A 25,834-nucleotide genomic window follows, 5' to 3' on the forward strand; every position below is an offset into this window, starting at 1 on the left:
GTAAAACACTATCCGCCAAAGGAGCATGATCGCAATGAGCGAAACCCTGCCGGTCATCATCGACCGAGTCCAAACCCATCAAAAAGCGGTGGCTATCACCTTCGACGACGGCCCGAATCCGATATATACACCGCAAATTCTGGAGATTTTCCGGGAGGCGGGAGGAAAAGCCACCTTTTTCATCCAAGGCTCTAATCTAGAGAAATACCCTGACGTGGCGGCGGCCATTCATGAGCAAGGTCACGAGTTAGGCAATCATACGTATAGCCACCCCGCAATGACCGAAGTCAGCGAGGAGCAGCGCATCGAGGAGCTGCAAAAAACCGAGGAGCTGATCTTTCAAACAACCGGCGGCAAACCAGCCGTCTTCCGTCCGCCTTACTTCAATTGCAACGATGACGTCGCCCGACTCTGCGGGCGCTACGGCTACGCCATGATCGGCGCGGTCAACGGGGATGCCCGAGACTGGGAGATGCCGGGAACGGACTTCATCCTGGAAAAAACATTACCGCGGCTTGCCGAAGGCAGTGTCCTGATTTTCCACGACGGCTACGACGACCGCTCCCAGACCGTAGAAGCGATCCGCCAGCTTGTCCCCCGCTTGACTGCGGAAGGTTACCGGCTCGTTACGGTCAGCGAGCTGCTGAAACTGGCTGAAAATGGACAAGCCTGCCCTCCCGACGATTCACTCTAAGGCCGCTATTCACAACCAGCAATCTTGTTCAAACCTCTCGATTGTAGTACTCTACTTCCGAGAGGAGGAATTTTCTAAATGAAGAAAATACTAGGATTATCTATGGTGCTTCTGCTGCTTTTATCAGCCATGCCGGTCATGGCTTCGGCGGCAAGCCCGCAAAGTCCAAAAGTGCTGGTGAATCAAGCTCCCGTCATCTTCGCGGACGCGCAGCCCTATGAAAATAACGGCACTTTGCTGCTGCCGATTCGGCCTGCCGCGGAAGAACTGGGGCTGAAGGTTTCTTACTCAAGCGCCTCCCAAGAAGTCTATCTGAGCGGATACGGCATAGACGCCGTCGTCAAAGTGGGAAGCTCCAAAGCCGTCCTTAATGGGGCGGAAAAGCCTTTTGTCTCAGCCGCTTTTATGAAGAAGGATCGGGTGTATGTGCCGCTGTCCTTCTATCAGGATGTGCTCGGCGCCGAAGCCAAGTATGACACCGCCAAAAAAGAAGCCGCAATCACATCCGTCTCCGCACTTCAAGATAAAGCCGTCTCAAGCATCATCAGCCTGTTTACACAGGGAGACTATCAAAAACTATCGGATAAGTACTTCAGCGACGATATGAAAAAGTCCGTGCCCGTCTCCCAACTCAGCGCTGCCGGGATGCAACTGGCGAAAACTGCAGGAGCGTTCGTGAAAGTAAACTCCGCCGAGTCTCAATCTTCCAGCGGCTCGAAGGTCTATATCCTCATCCTTGCCTTTGAGAAGGCGAACCTCAAGCTGACCCTCAGCATAGACGCCAACTTGAAGGTAAATGGCCTCTTGTTCCAGGATGCTCCTTCCCAGGCGATAGCGCCCGCTAGCGTGAAGGAAGAAGAAGTAATCGTCGGAAAAGATACCGCCTATCCTTTAAAAGGAACCCTGACTATACCGGCGAAAGTCACCGGCCCGCTGCCCGCCGTGGTGCTTGTTCAAGGCTCCGGCCCTAGCGACCGCAACGAAACCGCAGACGCTTACGCACCCTTCCGCGATCTCGCCTGGGGACTCGCGGAGCAAGGGATCGCGGTACTCCGGTATGACAAGCGGACCTATACATACGGAGCTTCGTATACTCCTGAAATGGTGGCCGCCATCACAGTGAAAGATGAAACCGTCGACGATGCCATTGCCGCGGCGAAGCTGCTGAAGGCCGACCCCCGGATTGATCCGAAACGTGTCTACGTGATCGGACACAGCCTGGGCGGCATGCTTGCCCCGCGTATCGACGCCGAGGGCGGCGATTTTGCCGGGCTTATCTTGCTGGCAGGTTCGCCGAGACCGCTCTGGGAGATTATCCATGACCAGAACACGGCCCTTCTTGCCACTATGGCGGACAGCGATCCCAACAAAAAGACAGGCAACGATCTTGTTGAAGCGGAATACGCCAAAGCGAAAACCATCGCCACCATGTCCGATGATGAAGCCAAGAAGACGACTGTATTCGGCCTCCCCGCTACTTACTTTAAGGAGATGGACAGCCATAGCGCGGCCGATTACGCGAAGAAGCTGACGAAGCCAGTGCTTGTCCTTCAGGGACAGGACGACTTCCAGGTCTATCCCGATAAAGATTTTCCAATGTGGAAGGATCTCCTGAAAGGTGATCCGCAAGCTTCCTTCAAGCTCTATCCCGGCCTCAACCATTTCTTCGTCGATTACAGCGGCCCCGGCGCGGGCACCACAGCGGAATACAGCGTCCCTGGGACAGTTTCCAAGGAAGTCATCACCGATATTGGCGCATGGATTTTGAAGTAGACGGCGCAATAAGGCTTCCCATGTAGGTTAGATTTGGCTTTAAAAGTGAAAAGTCGAATGCGGGTATCCTCCCGGATTCGACTTTTTTAATAGATGGATTATTTAGTAGTATTCACATACTTCTCTAAAACCTCTTCGTTGACAACACTTTGTAGTTGATACACGGTATGTGTGTTTTTGGAAAAGTTAAAGATTTCGAGATATTTACCTTTATCATCCAAGGTAATATAAAACGTGATCTCTTGTTCAATTGATATTGCTATCGAATAATCCGGTGTGATTTTACTCGAATCTGGAAGATTATGTATTCGCTTCAGTTTCAACTCCGACATGGGCTCTAAAATGGAGTTTATCTCTTTTGGGTCATGAAGACTTACTCCTTTCTTTTCAGATGGAGAGACTACCGTTACACTGGGGACTTCTCTATTTCCAATTTTCTTTATTACTTCTTTTTCGAACGTCGTATTTGGACTTGTGAACGTCTCAACGATCTCATTAGGGTGTTCTTTCGCGAAAACCATTACACTGAATGCTAAAACGATCAACGAAATAAGAGTCCGTTTATTGAATATTCTGTTCAATGGATATCCCTCACATTCCAACTTAGCAAATGGAGCCCTCAGTACTCGGATAACGTTTGAATTGCTCTTTTTAACAGATACAACGAGTCCACATGATAGCTTCTTGCATCCAGAACGAAATAGAGCGATTTTAAGAAATTCAATACATTCGTTCGCGTTCTATAAAAAGGGATGGGTGGCTCGTTTTTATGAAGAATGGCTAGCTCCCGCTCAAAAGAAAGCATCCACTCGTCCAGCTCCGTGCCCAGCTTCCCTGTTTCCAGCATGCCGGTCAGCACCGCGATAAGCCGATAATCTTCGTCGTTAATATAAACGACTTCTTTGAATACACACGTATGGATGGCGTCTAATGCCAGGATGCTTCTCTGCTTATCTACAAAAGGATGCCTGACTAAAGCCTCCAGCAAATCCGCTCCATGCGCGATACTGTGCGCCCACCCTTTATTTTCGACGTATCCTCTCGTATCTTGCTCCGCCTTCAAATAGCGAACGGCAATTTCAAAGGTTTCAATCAGCATTTGACTCGATAAGAACCGGCTTTTCCTATCCCTATCAATAATCGCGGCAATAATTAAAGCGGAAAAGGAACGCGTGAATACGGAATCGTCATCCTTATTGCCGATTGCGAGAAGCAGATGGTGATCATCGAGAAGCTTCGTCAGTATCTTTTCCATTCTTATAGGGTCATTGATGTTTTTATATACTACACGGCTGAAAATAGGATAGATTAACCCGTCCCGAAGCTCGCTGTCCGTGGAGCCGATATGAGCCAGCATCGAATCCATTAAGGAGTCCAATTCATGTTCGGATAAATATTCGATGCCACCATTTTTATAACCTTTAAGCTGCTCCTTCAAATCCAAAAGGACCACCACATTTCTCGCAAAATAGACGATCGTATGAGATTCTTCTTAAACCACCGGCTGTCCGGCGTTACCTATTTGAATACAGCTCTCTCATGCAAAAAGTACAATTGAACTTACAAATTTTAGTGTTTTCTTGAATTCCCGTTGTATAAAGTGCACCAGATGGTTACCATAAAAGCCGCTAGAGGCCGCAAATGGCTTCCTCTGTTGTACAATTTACAACCACCTTCCTCAATACGGCACTAAAGCGCTCAATTGATTGCATATTTTACAATAGCACTTTCCAATACAAACCCTTAACACCTTCAAACTCAAGGATAAACGGTTAACACCGCCCATACAGGACGAGCGACGTTTACCGTAACGGTTTAAGCTAAGTGTTCGAGAAACTTATACTTTCTTAAAGAGCCAAAAAGCCCGGCTATCATTCTGTCCGAGCTTTTTCACGCCATCCAATTGCCTTACACCTGCATATCCCGCTTCCGGTAGATCGCGTACATAAACCAGGTCATCGCCGCGGTGAACACCACGGACAGAATGAGATATACCGCGTTCCAAGCTCCGTCATTGACCACCTGATCGGCGGAAAAGTACTGGAAGGGCGACACATATTTCAGAAAATCCAGCTTGTCGTTCATCACCACGGCGAAAGATAGGATGTACGTGACCAAAATGACCGCCGTACCCAAGCTGCCTGCCCGTTTGCGGTTAGCAGCCGACGCCGAGAGTGCGCTCCCCAGCGCCAGGAAGAGGAGCTGCATCAGGAACAATCCCCCCATCATCAGGGCAAGCTTGCCGCCCATCCCCGCCTCGTCACCGAAGGCAGCCAAAGATAAGTAGGAGCTGAGCCAGGAAACGAGATTGAAGATTACCAGTTGGGCGAGGGCCGCGAGCAGCTTGTAGCTGATGATTTCCGTCCGAGAGATGGGCTTCGCCAGCAAAAACTCCGCCGTTTTATCCCGTTCCTCCTTGCCGATCACATCCGAACCGAGCATCGTGCCGTGAAAAGCGGCCATGAGCAGCAGATAGACGAACATCAAGCCGTAGAAACCGGCTGCTGTGGACAGATCCAGGGAGCCGTTGCCCATGCCGAAGATCGCCTTCAACGCTTTGGGCATTTTGTCGATTAGCTCCGTGCCTTGTCCCCCGCTGTACAGGGCATCGTATTTCTGCATCCCTGCCAGCATCAAAACGAACACGCAAACGCTCCAGATGATCAGCGATTTACGGTGGGCTTTCATTTCCCGCCAAAATAAGTTCATAGCCAACCCTCTTTTACTGGAAATAGGAACTCCGGTCGAGCCACCCGCGCTTTATACCGCATGGATGTCTTTTTTCCGGTAGATGACATAGGCAGCCGCAGTAAATAAAATGATCAGCACCGCCGCCAGAATGACATAAGGCGTTTCGTACGCGTTGTGGCCGATGACATAGGTGGTGTCAAAATACTTGAACGGCGTGATATACCGGACCGCCTTGTCCCCGATGACCGAGCCGAGCATGCCGACGATATAAAAGCCCAACACGACGCCGAGGGATACGGAAGGAACGGAGCGGATTTTCCGCACCAGTACCGATACGAACAGGCCGAGGGACAGAAAAAGCAATTGCAGCATAAGGGCCGACAAGGAAATGAGCAGAAAAGTCGACCACTTAAAGGGCGCATCCTTCACCTGCCAGGCCAAAAATCCGCTGATGGCCATGTAGACGACATTGGTGACCACGAGAGCGGCCACAGCGGCCGACAGTTTGGCGGTAACGATCTGCCCGCGGCTCACCGGCTTGGTGAGCAGAAAATCCGCCGTCTTTTCCCGGGATTCCTTGGACAGGATGCCGAAGCCCAAATTCGCCGCCTGAATCGCCGCACAAAGCAAAATGAAGCTGAAGGCAAAAGAGTAGAACCCGAGCACCGTGCCCATCATTTCCACGTTAATTCCCAAGGCGTCCCGCAGCGGCTTGGGATAGTTGTTCAGGACGTCCAAATAATCGGACGACTCGGCGCTGATCGCCGGAAACAGCAGGAAGAACAGCGCTGCCACCGCGCTCATGGACAAGGTCCAGATGAGAGTCGACCGGCTGATCGACCGCCATTCGTGCCGGAAGATGTTCATATGCGATCACCCGTTTTTTCGTAAAAATGCATGAAAATCTCCTCCAGATCGGGCTCCTCGATCCAGATATTCGTCAGCTCCGTCTCCGCCAACTTGCGCATGATCAGGTTCAGGTTCCCGTGGAACAGGAACTTCACCGTTTCCTTGCCGTCTTCCTGAGCTGTTTCCACTTGGCTGACGCCTTCCACTTTGGCGATGCCGGCGGCCACGCCTAGGGTTTTCGTTTCCAGCTTAAATCGCTTGTCGGTGTTTTCATGGAGGGTGCTGATTTTTTCCAGCTTGATCAAGCGACCGTCCTTGATGATGCCCACCCGGTGGCACATCCGCTGCACTTCGCTCAAAATGTGGGACGAGAACAGGATGGTGACGCCCTTGGCGTTTTCCTCCTTCAGCAGCTCGAAAAACGTCTGTTGCATCAGCGGGTCGAGGCCGCTAGTCGGTTCGTCGAGGATGATCAGCTTGGGATCGTGGAGCAAGCCCTGCACGATGCCGACTTTCTTTTTATTGCCGAAGCTCAGATCGTCGATTTTGCGGGAGAGGTCCAAATCCATCCGTTCGGATAGCTCTTTGATCCGCTTGCTGCAATCCTTTTTGTAAAAGCTGGCGGAATAGTTCAGCAGGTCGATGACCCTCATGTTGTCGTAATAAAACACTTCCGAGGGCAGGTAACCGATCTCCTTCTTGATTTCTACGGCGTCCTTAATGATGTCCTTGCCGAAAATTTTAGCGCTCCCAGAGGTAGGATAAATCAACGACAGCAGCGTGCGGATGGTGGTGGATTTTCCCGCCCCGTTGGGGCCAATGAAGCCGAATACTTCCCCCTCCTCCACATTGAAGCTGACATCCACGATCCCCCGGGATTTTCCGTACGATTTGGTGAGCTGATTGATCTCAATGACATTCATGTTCATGGCCTCCGCCTTTATTTATAGAACGCATCCTTAAACAACTGAATATACGCGTCCACTTCCGGAAAAATTCGGCTCTTGTCCATCAACTCCGACATAGCCCGGGCGTTTTTCACCATCTCCATACCGTAGTGTTCGAAGCTCCACATGACGATGTTATAGACCTTATCCAGGTCGATGCCCTCTTTAAAGAAACTGTAGTCGACGCCGTCCAGAATCTTGGGCATGCTTTCTCCCATAATGACTTTGCGCTTTTCCTCCATCTCCCCGTGAACCTCGCTTGCCGTTTCCAGGTAGGAAGATTTCACGTATTCGAAAATGTCGGGGTACTTCTCCCAAATCTCGAATTTGATTTCCATGCTCTGGCGCAGCCGGTCGAAGAAATCCGTTCTGGAGTAATCCATTTTCTTGTAAAAGTCCTCGATAATCACGTCTATGCAGTAATCGTACAGAAAAAGATAAAGCTGCTTCTTGTTGGCAAAATAGTGAAAAAGCAAGCCCTTAGCGATTTCCGCCTCCTTCACGATCTCATTGGTGGAGGCGCGCTCATAGCCTTTGGCGGCGAATTCTTTCATAGCTGCGTTTAAGATGCGGATTTTTTTATCCTCATCTAGGTTGAGAAATTTCGTGTACATGCGTCCTCCTTTCATTGACCGCGCTGGTCAAGATCAGCATATTCCTGTTGACCGGACCGGTCAACGCTGTCCACGCTTATGTTTTTCCCGCGAAAGCCGGTTGCTGGAAGTGGATCGCATCCTTTCTTCCGTTTTCGCCATCCTGCCTCCCGCTAGCTCGCTCGCGCTTTGTTTGGGGATTATCCGGAACCCGTCTTTTCCCCGGTATAACGAGTCCTGTTTATTCATTTTCTGCCCGTTTGGGTAACTTACTAAAACGGTAGGGATGAAAAGATTGGAACTTTTGCGGCGGCGCCATCGTCAGTTAGTCAAGAAGGGAGCTGATTCATCATGAAGGTATTTCGAAAAACAGGAGGTCTCCTTTTAGGGGCAGTCCTTGTGCTGGGGCTGGCCGGATGCGGCGGCGGAAACAACGCCGTCAACGGGTCTGCCGCTCCGACGAAGTCGGTAACTGGCACGACTGGCGTGGGCGAGTCCGCAGCACCGTCGCTGTCGCCGTCTCCAGCGGAGCCGACGAAGGCAGCCGGGCAGCCGTCCGTATCCACCAAGCCGACGGCGGCTCCGGCGAATGAAGCGTCGACAAAGCTCGGAGGCATCGTCACGGCGCTGCGGCTGGCGGACGCCAATAGCGGCTGGGCCGGCGGCGAAGGCTGGATCGCCCGCACCGACGACGGCGGCAAAACCTGGCTCAAGCAAATGAGCCCGGCTTCCACCGTGCAGCAAATTTTCGCTCTGAATGGCAAAACCGCTTGGGCCACCCTCGGTTCCGACAACACGAAAAGCCTACAGCTTTTTCACACGACGGACGGCGGCACCCATTGGACAGAAACCGGAACGGTGCCGAACCGGGCGTTTTTCCATTTCGTGACGCCTCAGGAAGCCTTCAGCGGGCAGGCGCATACAGTGAACGACGGCAAAACCTGGACCGAGCTGCCGGTACCCGCCGGGATGGTGGGCGATCCGTATTTTCACGATGCCAATAACGGCTGGGCGGTGACCCAGGAAAGCGGCAAGTTTCATATTTCGCGCACAGAAGACAGCGGGAAAACATGGCGTTCGGTGATGACCGGAAATTCCGCCGGCAGCGTGAACGGCGTCGTTATCCGTTCTACCGGCAAGAACGATGCTTGGGTCGAACTCATCGGCGATTCCGGCATGTCCCAAACCTCCTACTCCTTGTTCCATACCGCGGACGGAGGAAAAACGTGGATCCGGGTTTTGGCTAATGACCAAGCGGGTTCCGGGCCAGCTCCGGGCTTTGGGATGAATGAAGAGACGAAGGTCCCGCGCAATACCGGCAACAGCCCTGGAGCCCTCTATGTCGTAAATCCCCAGAATGCCTTCATGGGTGGACAATGTCTGGCTTGCGACAATACCAACACCATGGGCAAGACGACAGACGGCGGCAAAACGTGGGTGAACCAGCCCGGTGAGTTTCCCGGCTACGGCAAGCAGCAAATCGCCGCAGTCGATGCCGAACACGTCTGGCTGATCACGACGGATGCAAGCGCGCCATCGGTGCTCTACACTTCATCCAACGGCGGCAAAACGTGGAGCAAGGTACACACGTTCTCGCCTTAATGCGAAGGTTTCATGAAAAAGGCGGCGCCATGGCTGTAAGAAGCCAGGCGCCGCCTTTTGTTTGTCCGAACAGGGAATGAGGTATGGGCTAAAATCGCTATGCGAACTGCAATTTATACATCTTATTTTCCGCGTAGCCACCGTTTTGGCGATTATGATGTAAAACCTGCAGCTTATTCACCCCAAATTGGCTAAAGAGAGGGAATCGCTGAAATTAAGCTGCGGTTTTTGCAGTTCACGCCTTCTTCGTACGAGACCGACGGGGGCTATCCTCTATCCGTGCTCGGTGCGGAGCCGTCAAAGAATCTCGTAACGGAACCAGTCGAAATCGGCTGGAGTTTGGCAAGCCGTGCCATTGCCCGTGGCATAGAGACCCGCACATACGCCGAGAAAGCCTGCGTTTACATTCGTGGACAACAGGCGCGTCGGGGCTGATCCCAGCTCCCGCCACTCCTGTCCATCCGACGAGCAGGAGAAGGAGTACGCTTCCTCATCGCTGGTGACAGCAAGGAACACGGGAGCCGCTTCTGCGTCATCCATCAACTTCATGCGGCCGATTCCCTCCGTTACCCCTTTCATCGTACAAGAGACTACGACGAACCGTTCGCCGGCGATATTTTTTACGCCGATCTCATAGTGGGCTGAATCGTTATACCGGACGCACAGTCCCGCCTCTTCACCGTCCGCTCTGGGATGGAACTCCATGCAGGCGCTCATCCGCATCCGAAAATGCCGCTGGCGCTTCAACACGCAAGCCGGCGTTGCTACATCGCTAAGCGTCAACGCGTTGCCTTTTAACCTCAGCCATCCCGGCCGTTCCGTCAAGGAATACGAATTCTTCGGCTCGGTGCGAACAAACGCCCAAGAAAGGTCCAGCACGCTTCCGTCAAAATCATCTTGTTCAAGCTGCGCTGTTTCTTCCTGCGGAGCCAACAGCCCATCCGTTTCCATCAAAAAGCCGACGTTGCCCACATTATTGTCAATAACCGGCCAGCCGTCCTCCGTCCATATCACCGGGGCGAGGAAGGTTTCCCGCCCAAGAAGAGTAAAGCTGCCCTCGCTACTTGGCACCGGCCGGACTCCGAGGAAAACCGCCCACCAGTTGCCGTTCCTGTCATCCACCAGATCGGCGTGACCTATATATTGCAGCGGATGATCCTGCATCTGATTGTGGGTCAGCACCGGTTGCGGATATAGCTCGTAAGGGCCGAACACATGACTGCTGCGGGCAACCAGCTCACGGTGATCCTCACCCGTACCGCCACAAGCACAGAAGACATAGTACATGCCGTTTATTTTATAAAGATGCGGCCCCTCGGTCCAAACTCCGCCGTCCCCCCGGCACACGACCACCGGTTCGGTGAGCGCTTCCCCGGTGCGGATGTCAATCTCGTATTGGATGATATGGGATTCGGCGCCTTCACCGTTTTGCGCAGTCACATACGCTTTGCCATCGTCATCGAACATGAGCGAGGGATCGATATTGCCATATGGAATACGAATCGGATCGGAATAGGGCCCCTCCGGACGCTCTGCCCATACGTAAAAGTTGCCGATGCCCCTCACATCAGTGGTAATCATATAAAACCTGCCATCATGATATCGCAGTGTCGCCGCATAGATGCCCGACGAGCTTCTTCGTTCGTCCAGATTCACCTGGCTCTCCCGGTCGAGGATATGCCCGATCTGCTTCCAGTTGACCAAATCCTTGCTATGAAAAATCGGCACCGCCGGAAAATACTCGAAGGAGCTGGTAACCAGGTAGAAGTCATCCCCCACTCGAAGGACGCTAGGGTCCGGATAAAACCCGGAGATTACCGGATTCCGGTAGATCTTGCCCTGCCCTGTCCCGTCAGCACGCCTAACACTGTTTTCTTGCAAACCTTCTCCAACCACAACAACCTGCCTCCTCAACTCTGCTGTAAAAAACTTTATAAAAGACGCATCGGTAAGCGGACGACGCCGCTTCCCTTACCCAGGCTGCCTCGCTTTCGAAACCCTCAACCGGGAGTCCCTTCATTTCCCCGATCGCTTCGGCTTGCGCATGATCTGGTTGGCCACTTCGGAGAAAATGAGTCCGACGGCGATAGCCCCGGAGATCAGAAACGCCTTTGCCGCCAATTGCAGCGCCATTCCATAGTCGTTCCCCACAAACAAACGCATAGCGTCGTAGGACATGCCCCCCGGTACCAACGGAATGATCCCAGATACGCTAAACACGATAATCGGCGTTTTAAACCATTTGGCGAAAAACTGGCTGAGCACGGTGATGGAAAAGGACGCCGCCAGTGTCGCCGGAACCGCATCGATTCCGCTCTGAGTCAAGATATAGTAAACCAGCCAGCCCAGCATCCCCGTGAGCCCACACAAAAACAGACGGTTGCGGGGAACGTTAAACAATATGCCGAAGGCGCCGGTGGCGACAAAACTGGTCAATAGCTGCGCAAGCATAAGATTGCCCCCGTTAATGAAGTGAAAGCGAAACGGCGATACCTGCTCCAATGGCAAAGGCAGTCAGAAAAGCTTCGGCGCCTTTGGACAAACCTGAAACCAGATGTCCCGCCATCAAATCCCTTACCGCGCTGGTAATAAGCAGCCCCGGAACGAGGGGCATAACCGAGCCGATGATGATCTTGTCGACCTCCAGCCCGAATCCGATCTTCACCATCAGCCAAGCCACTGCCCCGATGAGAAAGGAAGCGGAAAACTCGGAAAAGAAACGGATCTGCACGAAGCGGTGAATGAACAGGAATCCAGCGAAGCCGATGCCACCCGCCAGAATGGCGGGGAGAAAATCAACCCAGCCGGCCATGAACATAATGGTGAAGCAGCCGCTGGAAAGAGCTGCCGCCAACAGCCTAAGCCACGCCGGATAAGCAGCGCCAAGAACGTCGATCTCCTGAAGCTTACGGTATCCCGCCTCCAGGCTGAGGTCGCCTGTGCTCATTTGGCGGGATACGCTGTTCACCAGGGTCACCTTTCTCAGGTCCGTCGACCGCTCCAACACCCGGACCATCTGGGCGGGACTCGTGCCGTCAACCGAAAAGATAATACCGGTGGGCGTCACGAAGCTGTGGGATGCGCCTTTGCCGAAAGCGGCGGCGATGCGCATCATCGTATCCTCCACCCGGTACGTTTCCGCTCCGTTTTCCAGCATGATTTTCCCCGCCAGCAAACACATGTCCATCAATCGGTTGGAAGGGGCCACCTTCTGCCGCATGCTTACGCCTCCATCATTGTCCGTCGGGGCCAAGCGGCCCACCAATATAATCGGCTGACGCCGTAGTTAAAAATGCCATATCCACTTCCCATAGTACACGATCCGTCCCCTAAAATCGACAGCGCTTTCTATGCGTTCACCCGGGCAGTTGACCGTTATCGCTGGCTATTCCGCTTAGGTGTGGTGACGCCGGCAACCGCAGGCGGACCAGCAGCGCCAAGACAGCGGTGGCGGCCCCTACGGCGAGAAACACGGCGCCGGCGCTCCACAGCCGCGCGGCGAAGGCGCCGAGGAAAGGCGCAACCAGCATCGAGCCGGTCTGCAAGGCGCTGGCGAAAGCAGAGACGGGCCCGATGGTCTCGTCCGCAGACTCCGTCTGCAGGACGTAGCCGAAGGGGACCGTCCCCTGGGCGCCGATGAAGCCGAGCAGCGCGAACAGCGGCAGCCACAGCGCCAGGTCCGGCGGCAGCGCGCCGAAGGAGCCGGCTCCCGCCAGCGCGATGAGGATGCCGGAGAGCACGCCGGCTCCGCTCATGCGAGAAAGGGGTCGGCGCCGCCAGCCGGTCCAGTACCCGGCCGCCAGCGCACCCAGCACGCTGCCGCCGCCGACGGCGCCGATGAGGAGCCCGAACTGCTCCTCGCCCATGCCGACATCGCGAATCAATAGTACGATGAGCCCATCGTACAGAAAAATCAAAAAGAACAAGGCCGCCGCATACAGAATTGCAGCCCGCAGTGCCGGCTTGTCCATAATGTAAGCCCAGGTCCGGCGCCACCCGCCAATGCCATCTTCCTGAGCGGCTTCAGAGGTTGACGATTCCGTCACCGCACCTGCAGTTGCCGCCACCTCCTGGTCCGCCGTTCCATCCGTTCCGCAGTCCGCTGCCGTCCGTACCTGATCCGGCGCGTCTTCCCTGATGTCCCGCCTCTCAGCAGGCAGCCCCGTCAGAATCCACGCAGATAGCAAATAAAGCGCCGAACCGATGAGGAACGCCGAGTCCTTGCCCAGCCAACTCATGCAAAAACCGCCAGCCATCGGCCCGATGATTTTGGTCGCGCTGACAGAAAGCTGGCTTAGCGAGGACACTTGGGCCAGATTTTCCCCTCCGGCCAAATGGCGGATTTCCCGCTGCCGCACTGGATCGAAGACGGAGCTTGCGCTCATTTTCAAGAACACCAAGGGCAGCAGCAGCCCCAAATTCGGTGCCCACATCATCAAAAACACGAAGACCGCCCGAAGAAGGTCGCAGAGGATCAGCACCCTTTTCCCGGAAAATCGCCCAACCCTTCCTGCCGCAATTGGTCCGATAATTACCCATGGCAACCCCATCGCGAGCGACAACAGCGCCACCGCAAACGAGCCGTGGCCCCAAACGTAAACGACAATTGTGCTAAGTACGATGAAATCAAGCCAATTGGCGAAATCCGACAGCACCTGCCCTGCAAACAAACGGCGGTAACCCGGCTGAGCCAAAGCCATTCCCATAGCCGTTCCCTTTTTCATCTTCCACTCTCCCATCCCTGCGTTTGCCTTCAAGAGTAACAGGGAATTGTCAGAGAAAGATCAGAGGAACCCGAGGCCCTTCCGGAGCTGTAGAATCAGTTCGCTTTCCATTTGAGCGAGTCCGATTTCCCGGGTTGTCCGAGTCCAGCGGCTCCGGTACTCGCTGGCGAGCTCCCGCCAGTCGCGGCGTTCTGCATATTCGGCAGCCATGCGAATCCCCAACAGCAGATGGGGTAAAAAATGCGACTCTTGGAGAACCGCCAGCCCCCGTTCAATCCAGTGTCGTCCTTCCTGCGGATCATCTCCATAGGCCGCCAATCCTTTACACACGTAAAACTGGCCCATTTCCCGTTGGTATGGATATGTATTCAACAGCGACTCCGCACGATTCAGCGCTTCCTGAATCCCCGCCGGTTCTCCCCGGTACAATTCAAACTTGAGGCGCATATTGCCGACGTAGGGAATCAGCCCCTGCCAGTTGTTCCGTTCCACCATTTCCGCCAACCGTTCCATACCCTCGGCGGCTTTTTCCGCTTCGCCCCAATCCAACCGCACCGAAGGGAGGATCATCGTCTCCAGCTCTCTTTGCCAAAGGGGAGGCAGCGCGTTGGCACGGATGGCGGCCTCCACATAAGGGCGGCTTCCCCGCGGATTCAGTTCATGATACAAGAGCAGCAGAAAAAATAACCGCTCCCGGAAGGGCGCCGCCGTCTCATCCAGCAAAAACCGCACATCTCCTTCATTCAAGCGGATCAATAGCTGGTATGCGGGCTCCATCTCATAGCCAAACAACTCTTTATTCCGCGCCAACGCCAAAAGGGCATCGCCGCGCCCATACCGGATATAGGCTTGAGTGATTCCCTGCATCTCTTTTTTAAAATCATCCGCCTGCAAAAGGGGGTTGTCACCTGCCACCGGTTCAGTTCCCGATCCTATGGCACTATCTTCCGCCACAAGCCGATAGCCCGCTCCCCGTACCGTCTCGATACGAAGAACGGAACGCCACCCCAACAGTTTTTTCCGCAGCCGGTAGATATGGTCGTCCACCGTCCGGTCTGTAGGCGCTTCTAACGGCCATACGCCGTCCAACAATTGCTCGCGGGTCAACGTTCTCCCAGCATGCCGGTATAGATACGCAAGGAGCGTGTATTCCTTTGGCAGCAAGACGACAGCTTGTCCCCCCCAGGCCACGGTCCAGTTGCCCGGTTCAAATCGGATGCGGTTCATCGCTTTTCTCGATCCCTTCTTGCGAATAGGCTTTTTTCCATTTTAACAAAAGTATGGCGGCGCATAAATAAACAGCAGGCAGCACCGGGGGGAAACCCGGGATGCCGCCCGCTTTCTATATCATCAACAGCCGATACGGGAACCGTTTCGACGTTGTCATTCGTGCCTGCTTTCCTACTCTTCTCTTCTTCAGAATATGCAAGAGAAGGTAGAGAGAACTAGGCAAAATGACAAAAAAACCCGCCTGCGGTCAAACCGCCGGCGGAGTAAAAGGGCCAGCTTCAATCCATGCCACTACTTCATTTTCCGGGATGGGCCGGCTGATATAGTAGCCTTGAACCTTGATGCATTTGGTCCGCTTCAGGTAGCGGAACTGTTTATACGACTCGACGCCTTCGGCGACGATATCCAGACCCAACCGGTCCCCAATGGTCAAGATGGCATCGGTAAGAGAGCGGTCGATGGACATGTCCGGAATGCTGTCGATAAACGATTTATCCACCTTCAACGTAGTGATGGGCAGTTGCTTCAGATAGCTCAGGGACGAGTACCCGGTGCCGAAGTCGTCCAGCGCAATTCGCACACCGACGGAACGCAGCCTGTTCAGCTTGGCGCGGCTCTCTTCAAAATACTGAATGATAACCGATTCGGTGATTTCGATTTCGAGGAACTCCGGAGCCAACTCGGTTTCGTCCAAAATACGCAGCACCATATCCACGAAATCTTCCTGCATCAGCTGAACGACCGATAGATTGACGGAAATCTGGTAGCCGGCATGGCCCCGATTGTGCATCGATTTAATAAAATGACAGGCGCTGCGCAGCACCCATTCGCCGATGGTAACGATTAGCCAGCTATCCTCGGCCACACGGATGAATGATAATGGAGATACTCTGCCAAGCTCCGGGTTGTCCCAACGGATCAGCGCTTCAAACCCGGAAACGAAGCCTGATCTCAAGTTATACTGGGGCTGGTAATGCAAGGAAAGTTCCCCATTGCTAAGGGCATTCCGCAGATGCTTTTCCATGATCATCCGCTCGTCGGTAGCCGCCTGCATGGAGGAGTCATACAGCGCATACTTCCCTTTCGGCGGTTCCTTTGCCCGATGCATCGCAATGTCGGCGAACTTCAGCAGACTCTCCGGATCGTTGCCGTCTTTCGGGTACTGGGAAATACCCACGCTGACGCTGATATGAAAAGTAGCATCCAGCACTTCCAAAGGATCGCGGAAGCCATTCACTAAGGATTCCGCAAACTGGAGCACATCATCGTCCGACTCCACGTCCTTCAGCAAAATGACGAACTCATCGCCGCTGAAGCGGAAAGCATAATCCTGCCCGTTCGACAACGAACGCAGCCTTTCCCCCACCTGACTCAGCAGCTTATCCCCGAAGAAATAGCCCATCGTATCGTTAAAATACTTGAAGTTGTCGACGTCCAGGTTGTACAGCGCCGCTCTTGTGCATGCACCATCAGCCAGCAGGGAACGCAGCTCCTCGAATAGAGACAACTTGTTGGGTAATTTGCTCAATTCATCAAAATAGGCCAGCTCATGCAGACGCTCCTCACTGCGCTGCAGCATATCAAACTGCTCCATGAGCTCCTCCTGCAGCGTCGTCAGCTCTTCGTTAGATGCTTCCAAGTCGTCGTAACTGGCCTGCAGCTTCACCTCATATCCCTTCTGCTCCGTCACATCCAGCATAGAGCCCGCCATCCGCACCGGCTCGCCATTCTCGTCGCGGATAACCTTTCCCCGGGCGCGAATCCATTTATAGTCGCCGGACTTGGTAATCATCCGGTACTCACATTCAAAAAACGGCGTCTTGCCCTGCACGTGCGCCTCCCGCACCCGTTCTTCCGTCGCCGCGTCTTCGGGGTGGATCAGCCACTTCCAGCCGCCGAATGCCTCGGCCAATTCCTCTTTCTCATAACCCAACAGCTCGTACCAGCGATCGGAAAAATAATACCGCATCGTCGTCATATCCAAATCCCAAACGACCGATCCCGCACCTTCCGTAGCCAGTAGGAAGCGTTCATGGCTGCGTGCCAGCTTCCGTCGCATATTCCGGATGAGCCGGATGTACCCGAGCAATATGAGAATGAGCACGATCAAACTGATGAACGAGCCCAGAACGACGTAAATCATCGCTTTATAGGTCTCATAAAAGGAAAAGGGCCTGTTAATCACCTCGCTGCCCTTTGGCAGCTTCGATAACGGGATATCCAAACGCTTCAAAACGTTATAATCAAACGCCAATCTCGTCGCCGGATTGGACACGATAGGGATTCCATCCGGGTTCGCTCCCCCGAGCACGCGGACGGCGAGAGCTGCCGCCTCTTTCCCCTGCAGCGTGCCGCTTAGCATGCTACCGCCAACGGCGCCGTGATTCAAACCAAAATCGTACAGATGGTAAACGGGCACTTGGCTGCTATCGCTTAAGGCTTGGGCGATTTTATCGAACTCCGCGGTTCGACCGGTGCTGTCATGATAATAGGTGGTCATCAGGATTATCGAATCCTCTTTGTTCAACTGCCGGGCTTGCTCGATCATTTGCTCATAGCTGAGCGAGTCCATGGGAATGATCGTCAGCCCCAAATTCATCGCATTGATCTTTTCGGTGACGAGGGCGCCTGTCGACTTCCCACTTTCGGATTGATCGAACGCCAAATAAACCTTGCTCAGCTTAGGATTGACGGTTAAAGCCGCGTTAATGGTAGCCGTGGGATCGATATTTTCCGTAACGCCGGTTACCTTCCAGTTGCTGCCGATCAAGTCCTTGATCCCGATAGGATTCACTCCGGAAAAAATAATTGGCGCCTCCGGAAACAGTTCCTGTCGATGGTCCAGAGCGAATTTCAACGCCGCATCATCCGTCGTCATGACCAGATCAATGGACGCACGCTCATATTTGTTGCGGATATTTTCAAGAAAAATTCGCTGATTTTCAAGGGTGGGATTTCTTTTCCAGTCCATGTATTCGGTGAATAAAGTAGCACTGATACCAGATGCTCCAAAGGCGTCCATGATGCCTTGGGTTTGATCGTCCGTCCAAACCATGCCTTTATGGTAGGAGTTGATGATCAGCACTTTTTTCCCATCCAGGTCATCTGCCTGGGCTATAACAGGTTTTGCTGCGATGAGGGTAATCAAAAGCAGGAGGGCCATGAAGGCTTTGCCGAACCTGTTCATTCCAACGGTCACCTCAACCGAATCGTAGTGGACAAGCGTTCGCCTCTGTCATGCTGACTGGTCGGAAGGGGATTGGGATGAACGCAAACTCTACTTACATTATCGTACAAATCTTGGAAAAGGTGAACGAAAAAAATACGTAAAATGAAAAATTTTATCGAATTATGGCGATAATGGGCGAAACGACCACCGGAGACAAAAAATCGGTTTATTCAGGTGAATTATTACATCTCCAAAAATTCTGATATAGTTAAAGGGTCGGGCTTATGACCCGCGACAAACTTATTAAAGCTGATGGAGTTGAAAAGGAGCTGAACCTGCGTGAAAAACGAAATCGTGGAGCGTTTTACCTCCTACGTAAAAGTGGATACGCAATCGAACGAAGATAATCCCGCCTGTCCCTCTTCCCCGGGACAATGGAACTTAGCCCGCCAGTTGGTGGAAGAGCTGAAAGCCATCGGACTTACGGATGTCACCCTGGACGAGCATTGTTATATCATGGCAACCTTGCCTGCGAATACGACAAAGCAAGTGCCTACCATCGGCTTCATCGCCCACATGGATACGGCCACGGATTTGACCGGCGCTGGGGTCAACCCGCAGCTGGTGGAAAACTATGACGGCGGGGACATCACGCTGAATGAAGCGCTGGGAGTGGTCCTCTCGCCTAAGGAGTATCCGGAGCTTACCGGCTACAAAGGACAAACGCTGATCACTACCGACGGCACTACCCTGCTTGGTGCCGACGACAAAGCCGGCATCGCGGAAATAATGACCGCCATGGCTTACTTGATTCAGCACCCGGAAATCAAGCACGGCACCATCCGCGTCGGCTTCACTCCTGATGAGGAGATCGGCAGAGGCGCCGACAAATTCAACGTCGAAGCCTTCAACGCGGTTTATGCTTACACTATGGACGGCGGCCCACTCGGTCAGTTGGAATATGAAAGCTTCAACGCCGCGGGTGCCAAAATTACCGTCAAAGGCAACAGCGTGCACCCCGGTTATTCCAAAGGCAAAATGGTCAACTCCATGAAAATCGCTATGGAATTGAACAGCTTGCTGCCTGCGCAAGAAGCTCCGGAGCACACGGAAGGCTACGAAGGCTTTTACCATCTGAATTCCATAAGCGGCGGCGTTGAGGAAACGAAGCTGAGCTACATCATTCGCGATCACAACCGGGACATTTTCAACAAACGGAAAGCGACCATGGAAGATGTCGTCAGCCGGTTGAACGCCAAGCACGGCGAAGGAACCGTCCAACTGAACCTGCATGATCAGTACTACAACATGAGGGAAAAAATCGAGCCGGTGCGGGAAGTGATGGACGTCGCCAGCCAGGCGATGAAGAATCTGGGCATCGAGCCGGACATCGTCGCCATCCGCGGCGGCACCGACGGCTCCCGCCTGTCGTTCATGGGGCTGCCGACGCCGAATATTTTTGCCGGCGGAGAAAATTTTCACGGCAAGTTTGAGTTCGTCTCCGTGGAAACCATGATCAAAGCGGCGGAAACGATTATCGAAATCGCCAAGCTGTTTGAGGCGAAGGCGACCGAATAAGCGAAACGATTCAGGCTAAAAAGGCATGCAGACTTCGGCAAGGATTGAAATCGCCGTCGTCCGCATGCCTTTTTTTCGTTTTGCGATACTGCTACAAGATAAAGGGAACTTTGTTGTATTCCAGCCAGAGTACGACCATCTCATCTCCTTTCATGCCCACCTTTGCTTTCCGCGTCCTTTTACCGGACAACACGTAGCAGACATCGTAATTTTCGGCAAGCGCTAGTGTCATTTTTTCCGGATGAAGCAGCAGGTCGTTCAAGTCCTCCTGGGTAAATCCGGCTTTGCGGACCGCCTCCGCTGCCCGTCCCGTCATTTGCAGCTCCTGCTTTGCGAGCGCCGCTTCAATCTGGCCGAGAAACTCGACTTTGTCCACGAGCTTTCCCTCCTTCGCCTAATGGAATATATAGTAAAACGTTACTAACTTTGGGTAAATGACGTTACCAGATGAATATATAAAAAGCTGTTACCGGATCTCTCCGATAACAGCTTTTTCTTTTTAAAATGTCGTATCAATGGGTTGGAGTTGCTGACGGCGCTGGTGTAGTTATAGGCGCAGATGACGATTCTGCGGTAGGCTCCGGCGATTCCGGGATAGACGTATGGCTCTCCACGAAGGTAACGGCGTTATACAGCATTGCGGCTGCTTCCTCACGGGTGATTTCCGCCTTCGGATGGAAGTTGCCCGCTTCATCCAACGACGTAATCTTCATGAGCAACGAACGCTGAATCGCTCCTTGGTAAGAGGTAGTCATGTCGCTCTCGTCGCCGATGTTGATGTACATTTTGACTAGCGGATAATTGCCCACCTTCTCTACGCCTTGCTGCAGGAAGAAGGCAAACTGCTCACGGGTAAGCGGTTTGTTCGGGTCAATATCAGCCGGGAATTCGATGCCATAAAAATGAGCGATGACGAAGGACTGGGCGAACCAGGCGTTATCGTCCACCGACGTGAAATAATCGCTAGCCAAGGGCGCTCTGACAAAACGGATTGTATCGAAATTCAGATCCATTCCTTTAATGATCAACGTGGCTGCTTGCGCAGCGGTGAGCTTCTCCGCAGGAGCGAAGACTCCCTCGCTTACACCGCTAACGATTCCTTTCTCCTGCAGCTTCACAATGGCATCGGCATTTTTGACGCCTTCCAGATCCTGAAAGCCTTTCGCCGCCAGGGCTTGGCCCGCGATCGATGAAGCAAGCAACACGGAAAGGGCAACTACAGCGAGTTCTTTTCTCTTTTTCATTATGATCCACCTCGTATGCTTGATTTTAACGCGCGCACCCCTACTGACGGAAATCCTGGAAAAAGGTTGCACCCCTTTTCATCTTTTTGTATTTCACTCGTTTGTTTTGAATATTATATGGAAGATTATCTACCCTCGATTGACATTATTATTAACACGTTCTACCATGGGTAAAACCGCATTACTTAGATAACCAACGAGGAGGGAAGACCATGGCCCATCTGCTGATCAAAAACGCGGAAATCATCACGATGAATGACCGGGAAGAGATTTTACACGGCGATATTTGGATCGAAGATGACCGGATTCATGCCATTGGACAGGATCTCACGCCTCCTTGGACACCGGACAAAGTGATCGATGCCGCCGGCCGCACCGTCATTCCCGGCTTCGTGCAAACCCACATCCATTTATGCCAAACGCTATTTCGCGGAAAAGGCGACGATATGGAACTGCTGGACTGGCTGAAAAAACGGATCTGGCCATTGGAAGCGGCTCACGATGAGGAATCTATCTATTATTCGGCGCTGCTTGGGATAGGCGAGCTACTCTCTAGCGGGACGACGACTTTGGTGGATATGGAGACCGTGCATTACACCCAGCATGCGTTTCAAGCCATTGCCGAAAGCGGAATCCGCGCCGTTTCCGGCAAGGTGATGATGGACAAAGGCGCGGACGTGCCTGACCGGCTGCGGGAGAACACCGCCAAATCGATACAAGAAAGCGTGGACTTGCTGGAGGCGTGGAACGGTTACGACGGCGGACGGATCCAGTATGCTTTTACTCCGCGTTTCGTCATCTCTTGTACGGAGCCGCTTCTGAGGGAGGTGGCAAAGCTGTCCGCCGATTACGGAGTAAAAGTGCATACCCACGCCTCGGAAAACCAGGGAGAAATTGCTCTCGTGCAGGCCGAAACCGGCATGCGCAACGTGGTTTACCTCGACCATCTAGGCTTGGCCAACGACCGGCTTATTCTCGCCCATTGCATCTGGCTGGATGATGAAGAGAAGCGGATTATCCGCGAGCGCGGCGTGCACGTCAGCCACTGCCCCGGCTCCAACCTGAAGCTTGCCTCCGGCATTGCCGATATTCCCGACATGCTCGGGATGGATATTTCCCTCAGCCTGGGAGCGGATGGGGCGCCCTGCAATAATAACCTCGACATGTTCAACGAGATGCGACTTTCCGCGCTCATTCAAAAGCCGCTGCACGGCCCTACGGCCATGAACGCCCGGCATGTGTTCCGCATGGCCACTATCGGCGGCGCCCGGGCTGTCGGACTGGAACATGAGATCGGCAGCCTGGAGCCGGGGAAAAAAGCGGATCTGGCGATCTTGAACCTAAACCAGTTCCACACGTTCCCCTCCTTCGACGTCGATCCCATCTCCCGCATCGTCTATTCCGCTACCCGGGCAGACGTGGAGACTACTATAGTGAACGGTCGCATAGTCATGGAACAAGGGCGGATGACCACCATCGACAAGAATACCGTTCTGAAGGAAGCCGACGCTTCGATCAAAAGGCTGCTGAAACGAACAGCTCTCCTATAAGAAAACACTTTAGCAAACTTAAGCATTCTGTAACGTTAAAAAAGAACGCCCGGCGGGCGTTCTTTTTTTTCGGAGTAAACTCCGCTAGGGTTAACCTATGCTTGCAAAGCGGAGGAATTTACGGAACCAAGCACCCAATCCGCGGCTTCTCCACATTCTCCGGGCTACACGCGGTTTACGGGAATTTTGGCGCGCCGCTTTCGCCAGCCGGATCAACCGCGCCTGTTCCGCCTCCCGCAATCTGTCTTGGATATGCTGCTTGGCCAGTTCCTCCATTCCTGGGATCACCATCGTTTCCGCCTCGCTTTCGTCTGGTGTGAGAGGTTCTAAGGTCAAAGGTTCAGAACCCCGATATTGTGCAAAAAGGGTTGATCCTCCCGCTCGCTTTCGACTGCCAAATTTCCTCCCAGCTTCCGCAAATAAGGCTGCAACGCCACCTGCGTTTCCACACCCTGAACGACGATGTCGCCAATGAGGCTTACACTCGCCACATTTCCCTGCAGCGTTTCTCCGATAACATCGGCGGCCAGCACCAGCTTCCCCGTCACAATCATATCCGTCGGCTGTGTCAATGCTTGAAACTGCTGTGCTGTCCAAGTCTCTTCGTCCTGAACCCAAACATAGCCGTGTTCGTAACCGAGCACCTCCGCCTCAAAGGAAGGGCAGCATTCATACAGCAGATCTTCGATGGCTTCGCCGCCCACCAGCAGCGAGTTGGATTGAATCCGTTCGAATGCGCCGGCAAAAGCCTCTCGGGTCACATCCGGATCGAAAAAAATCGGCTCTGTTGTATACAGGCGGCTGCCTTTAAACCGGCGGAGCGATTTGGCGTTTAGCCGCAGCGGCTTTTCCAGCGCTATATAACCATCGGGGATGAGTTTCACCTTGCATGTCCCCACCGACGGGGTGACCCGGTAAAAGAACGTCTTCTGACTCTCCCGCAAAACCGCCACGCCGTTGACGGACAGCTTGCGGATTTTTTCCGCTGCTTGTTCCAGTCGCAAATCTTCGTCCAACTCCAGCTTCCCGTTGATCTCCAGCTCGACAGGCTCATCAAGGGAGTCCAGAAAGCCGTTAGACAACCGGAACACGCCATTTTCCCATCTGGGGAGCGCAGACTCGTAAACCGCCGCTTTCCCGCCGGAAACGACCCGAGAATACATCCCGGCCAAATGCGCCGGAACGTACACCTTGCCTCCACACTCGATGCACAGCCGGCTCGTCTCAAGCTGCTCAGCCGTTACGTCCTTGCCGATCACTACCTTGCCGACACAGAACACCTTCTGTTCCCCGTCCCCCAACGACGCCAAATATCCAGCGTCCACATGGAGACTGCCCATCTCAATCCGGTATCCCTCCGGTATCTCCAGACTTTTTCCGATGTTACCCAGGTTTAATTTTGTCAACAAATGAGCCGTCTCTTTGCGGTACAGCGCGATCCCGACGTTATCCACATGTTCAATTCCCGTAATGCTTTCTTCCGTCGCATGAATCAAATTCAATACGCCAATGTTCCCGATTCGTTGTCCCATACCGATTACGCCTCCATTATTTTTCTCAATTGCTTCATTGCCTGCTGCAGCTTATACCGCACGGTTGCATCAGGAATACCCAACTGCTTTCCGATCTCCCGGCTGTTCAGTCCGAGCCAATATCGCTTGAAGACGATGTTGCTCAGCTCTCCAGGCAAATGGGACAATAGCTCCGCCGCGTCCACCGGATCATCGCCGACCAGTGGTTCTGCCGCATTCACCGTATCCTCTTCCCAAACCGTCAGCCGTTTTTCCTTCCGGCGTTCGTCGATCATCCGGTTTTTCATGACCCGGTAGAACCACGCCCGCTGCTTGTAAACCGGCCACCCGCTAAAGTCCTCTTCCTTTAGCGCTTTGACCCATGCGTCCTGCACCAGATCGTCCGCCTCCTGCTCATGACGGGAAATCGAGCGGGCAAACCGGTACAGATCGCTTTTCAACTCTTCATACCAGAACGGCGCATCCATTTCCTCACTCGCTTTTTGATTTATTTGAGAGTCGGTTCAATTTCGCCTTACCAGCCGCTTTACGCTTATATAACGATTGAACAAGAGAAAGTGTTGGGACGAATGCAATTTTTTTAAAGGGGCGGGTACCGATGGGTGATTTCTTGTGGTGTGGAAAAGCAGGGGCTGGAAAACGACCAGGGTTGGAATCGCCGCTCAGGAAGAGCGCTGCTTTGGGCAGTGGAGCAAGTAGTCAGTAGCCGATCACGTAGAGGTTGAATCACCAGCGTCGGCGAACCCAGCTATGAAAAAGTCGATGGAGCGCTCCAGATCAGCCGGGAGTTCTTCCGCCCCTAGACAATTTTTCAGCTCTGCAGCCAGTTTATCCCGGTCATTGCCGATTTGCCCGGCCAATTGCGCCAATTGCTTGTAAGGGGCCAACTCCGCCAGGAAATCTGCGCGGGAAAGCGGCTTACCATGGGATTCCACGAACACTTCGGCGTCATAATCCTCTGCAATGGTCATCAAACGAAGAAATGAAGCGCTGGTGTAAGCCATTGGCCCACCATAAACGGAAGGACCAAGGGCATCGCCGAGAAACAGCGTCCGATCCTCGGGTACATAAAGATAACAGCAATCCACCGAGTGGTCCCCGCCAACATGGAGGATTTCGCAAGTCACACCTCCGAGGTCGAGGGTGAGCCGGTCCTGAAACGAGATATCCGGTTCGACTACGGCGATAGCCGAAAGGGACTCCTCCTTATATTCCAAGCGTATGTCCGCAACCGTTCTGTCACTGATGATCCTTTCGTTTTCCAGCTCCCGCAAGGTTTCCGCGGACCAATGGAGCCGCGCCAAACGTGCCAGCATTTGCGCCGTCGCGTGATGGGCCACCGCCGGTACTCCCCAAGCCGACATGGCGAAGGTATGGTCCCAATGCCAATGTGTCAACGCGAGAAGATCAGGCTCAGGACAGTTTTGCTCCCGAAGGTAAGCTCGGAACAGCGCGGCGTGCTTGGGTGAGTTGCCGGCGTCGATGAGCAGCGTTCGCCGCCTTCCTTGAACGGCCGCCAGGATCGGGCGATCCGTCTCATGCTCAGCATGCATAATATCGATATGGGGACTGATCCGTTCGAAATAGGACACGCTCTCATCTTCTTTCTTTGGCTTTTTTCTCCACTCTACCATATCCCCGCGCTTCCAATAGGAAAA

23 protein-coding genes are annotated in these 25,834 nt (G+C 53.4%); 5 read left to right on the forward strand and 18 right to left on the reverse strand.

Going from position 1 to position 25,834, the window contains the following annotated elements; genetic code table 11:
• Nucleotides 1-34: 34 nt before the first annotated feature.
• Complete coding sequence (locus tag TJ79_RS13250; protein ID WP_202903325.1) at nucleotides 35-694, forward strand: polysaccharide deacetylase family protein; 660 nt, start codon at nucleotides 35-37, stop codon at nucleotides 692-694.
• Between the two features lie 78 nt (nucleotides 695-772).
• Complete coding sequence (locus TJ79_RS26710; protein WP_081756898.1) at nucleotides 773-2,467, forward strand: alpha/beta fold hydrolase; 1,695 nt, start codon at nucleotides 773-775, stop codon at nucleotides 2,465-2,467.
• A gap of 98 nt (nucleotides 2,468-2,565) precedes the next feature.
• On the opposite strand, the gene TJ79_RS28155 is transcribed toward TJ79_RS26710, so the two are convergent.
• From TJ79_RS28155 to TJ79_RS13285, 6 genes are all read right to left on the reverse strand, one after another.
• Nucleotides 2,566-2,988 (reverse strand): hypothetical protein, encoded by a 423-nt coding sequence (locus tag TJ79_RS28155; protein WP_155987875.1) that lies wholly within the window; start codon nucleotides 2,986-2,988, stop codon nucleotides 2,566-2,568.
• Between the two features lie 98 nt (nucleotides 2,989-3,086).
• Complete coding sequence (locus TJ79_RS13265; protein ID WP_238322999.1) at nucleotides 3,087-3,923, reverse strand: DUF2785 domain-containing protein; 837 nt, start codon at nucleotides 3,921-3,923, stop codon at nucleotides 3,087-3,089.
• A 452-nt stretch (nucleotides 3,924-4,375) separates the two neighbouring features.
• A complete protein-coding gene (locus TJ79_RS13270) occupies nucleotides 4,376-5,176 on the reverse strand; it encodes an ABC transporter permease subunit (protein WP_040950803.1) in 801 nt (266 codons plus the stop codon).
• A 51-nt stretch (nucleotides 5,177-5,227) separates the two neighbouring features.
• Nucleotides 5,228-6,025: an ABC transporter permease subunit gene (locus TJ79_RS13275; RefSeq protein WP_040950804.1), complete on the reverse strand. Its 798-nt coding sequence runs from the start codon at nucleotides 6,023-6,025 to the stop codon at nucleotides 5,228-5,230.
• Nucleotides 6,022-6,930: an ABC transporter ATP-binding protein gene (locus TJ79_RS13280; protein WP_040950805.1), complete on the reverse strand. Its 909-nt coding sequence runs from the start codon at nucleotides 6,928-6,930 to the stop codon at nucleotides 6,022-6,024. The genes TJ79_RS13275 and TJ79_RS13280 overlap by 4 nt, the downstream gene beginning before the upstream one ends.
• 17 nt (nucleotides 6,931-6,947) lie before the next feature.
• A complete protein-coding gene (locus TJ79_RS13285; RefSeq protein ID WP_040950806.1) occupies nucleotides 6,948-7,568 on the reverse strand; it encodes a TetR/AcrR family transcriptional regulator in 621 nt (206 codons plus the stop codon).
• Nucleotides 7,569-7,898: 330 nt separating this feature from the next.
• Here TJ79_RS13285 and TJ79_RS13290 point away from each other — a divergent pair, with 330 nt between their 5' ends.
• Entirely contained in the window at nucleotides 7,899-9,149 is a 1,251-nt protein-coding gene (locus TJ79_RS13290) for a WD40/YVTN/BNR-like repeat-containing protein (protein ID WP_040950807.1), read from the forward strand.
• Nucleotides 9,150-9,446: 297 nt separating this feature from the next.
• On the opposite strand, the gene TJ79_RS13295 is transcribed toward TJ79_RS13290, so the two are convergent.
• The 6 genes from TJ79_RS13295 to TJ79_RS13320 all read right to left on the reverse strand — a co-directional run bounded on the left by TJ79_RS13295 (nucleotide 9,447) and on the right by TJ79_RS13320 (nucleotide 18,290).
• On the reverse strand, nucleotides 9,447-11,045 hold the full coding sequence (locus tag TJ79_RS13295) for a glycoside hydrolase family 43 protein (protein ID WP_238323000.1): 1,599 nt from the start codon (nucleotides 11,043-11,045) through the stop codon (nucleotides 9,447-9,449).
• A gap of 120 nt (nucleotides 11,046-11,165) precedes the next feature.
• Nucleotides 11,166-11,600: a threonine/serine exporter family protein gene (locus tag TJ79_RS13300; protein WP_040950808.1), complete on the reverse strand. Its 435-nt coding sequence runs from the start codon at nucleotides 11,598-11,600 to the stop codon at nucleotides 11,166-11,168.
• A 13-nt stretch (nucleotides 11,601-11,613) separates the two neighbouring features.
• Nucleotides 11,614-12,369 carry a threonine/serine exporter family protein gene (locus tag TJ79_RS13305; RefSeq protein ID WP_040950809.1) on the reverse strand — a complete coding sequence of 252 codons (756 nt, stop codon included), beginning with the start codon at nucleotides 12,367-12,369 and terminating at the stop codon, nucleotides 11,614-11,616.
• Between the two features lie 136 nt (nucleotides 12,370-12,505).
• On the reverse strand, nucleotides 12,506-13,873 hold the full coding sequence (locus TJ79_RS13310; protein ID WP_162162956.1) for an MFS transporter: 1,368 nt from the start codon (nucleotides 13,871-13,873) through the stop codon (nucleotides 12,506-12,508).
• 60 nt (nucleotides 13,874-13,933) lie between these two features.
• A complete protein-coding gene (locus TJ79_RS13315; RefSeq protein WP_040950810.1) occupies nucleotides 13,934-15,100 on the reverse strand; it encodes a winged helix-turn-helix domain-containing protein in 1,167 nt (388 codons plus the stop codon).
• A 250-nt stretch (nucleotides 15,101-15,350) separates the two neighbouring features.
• Nucleotides 15,351-18,290 carry an ABC transporter substrate binding protein gene (locus tag TJ79_RS13320; protein WP_040950811.1) on the reverse strand — a complete coding sequence of 980 codons (2,940 nt, stop codon included), beginning with the start codon at nucleotides 18,288-18,290 and terminating at the stop codon, nucleotides 15,351-15,353.
• Between the two features lie 321 nt (nucleotides 18,291-18,611).
• Between TJ79_RS13320 and pepT the strand changes: the two genes are divergently transcribed.
• Nucleotides 18,612-19,850, forward strand: a complete 1,239-nt coding sequence (pepT, locus tag TJ79_RS13325) for a peptidase T (protein ID WP_040950812.1) — start codon at nucleotides 18,612-18,614, stop codon at nucleotides 19,848-19,850.
• A 91-nt stretch (nucleotides 19,851-19,941) separates the two neighbouring features.
• On the opposite strand, the gene TJ79_RS13330 is transcribed toward pepT, so the two are convergent.
• Complete coding sequence (locus TJ79_RS13330; RefSeq protein WP_040950813.1) at nucleotides 19,942-20,226, reverse strand: hypothetical protein; 285 nt, start codon at nucleotides 20,224-20,226, stop codon at nucleotides 19,942-19,944.
• Between the two features lie 136 nt (nucleotides 20,227-20,362).
• Nucleotides 20,363-21,094, reverse strand: a complete 732-nt coding sequence (locus TJ79_RS13335; RefSeq protein ID WP_052339575.1) for an S-layer homology domain-containing protein — start codon at nucleotides 21,092-21,094, stop codon at nucleotides 20,363-20,365.
• A gap of 212 nt (nucleotides 21,095-21,306) precedes the next feature.
• On the opposite strand from TJ79_RS13335, the gene TJ79_RS13340 reads away from it, so the two are divergent.
• Nucleotides 21,307-22,644, forward strand: a complete 1,338-nt coding sequence (locus tag TJ79_RS13340) for a 5'-deoxyadenosine deaminase (protein WP_040950814.1) — start codon at nucleotides 21,307-21,309, stop codon at nucleotides 22,642-22,644.
• 90 nt (nucleotides 22,645-22,734) lie between these two features.
• Here the strand turns inward: TJ79_RS13340 and TJ79_RS13345 are convergent, their stop codons facing one another.
• The 4 genes from TJ79_RS13345 to TJ79_RS13360 form a co-directional block, all read right to left on the reverse strand.
• The gene (locus tag TJ79_RS13345; RefSeq protein ID WP_155987877.1) at nucleotides 22,735-22,980 is read right to left on the reverse strand and encodes a hypothetical protein; all 246 of its coding nucleotides are present in this window, start codon (nucleotides 22,978-22,980) and stop codon (nucleotides 22,735-22,737) included.
• Nucleotides 22,977-24,176 (reverse strand): hypothetical protein, encoded by a 1,200-nt coding sequence (locus TJ79_RS13350; RefSeq protein ID WP_040950816.1) that lies wholly within the window; start codon nucleotides 24,174-24,176, stop codon nucleotides 22,977-22,979. The genes TJ79_RS13345 and TJ79_RS13350 overlap by 4 nt, the downstream gene beginning before the upstream one ends.
• 5 nt (nucleotides 24,177-24,181) lie before the next feature.
• Nucleotides 24,182-24,667, reverse strand: a complete 486-nt coding sequence (locus TJ79_RS13355; RefSeq protein WP_337588946.1) for an RNA polymerase sigma factor — start codon at nucleotides 24,665-24,667, stop codon at nucleotides 24,182-24,184.
• A 219-nt stretch (nucleotides 24,668-24,886) separates the two neighbouring features.
• Nucleotides 24,887-25,810 carry an MBL fold metallo-hydrolase gene (locus TJ79_RS13360; protein ID WP_238323001.1) on the reverse strand — a complete coding sequence of 308 codons (924 nt, stop codon included), beginning with the start codon at nucleotides 25,808-25,810 and terminating at the stop codon, nucleotides 24,887-24,889.
• Nucleotides 25,811-25,834 lie beyond the last annotated feature (24 nt).

The sequence above is a fragment of the Gorillibacterium massiliense genome (assembly GCF_000455485.1).
In the GTDB taxonomy this organism is placed as follows: Bacteria; Bacillota; Bacilli; order Paenibacillales; family NBRC-103111; genus Gorillibacterium; species Gorillibacterium massiliense.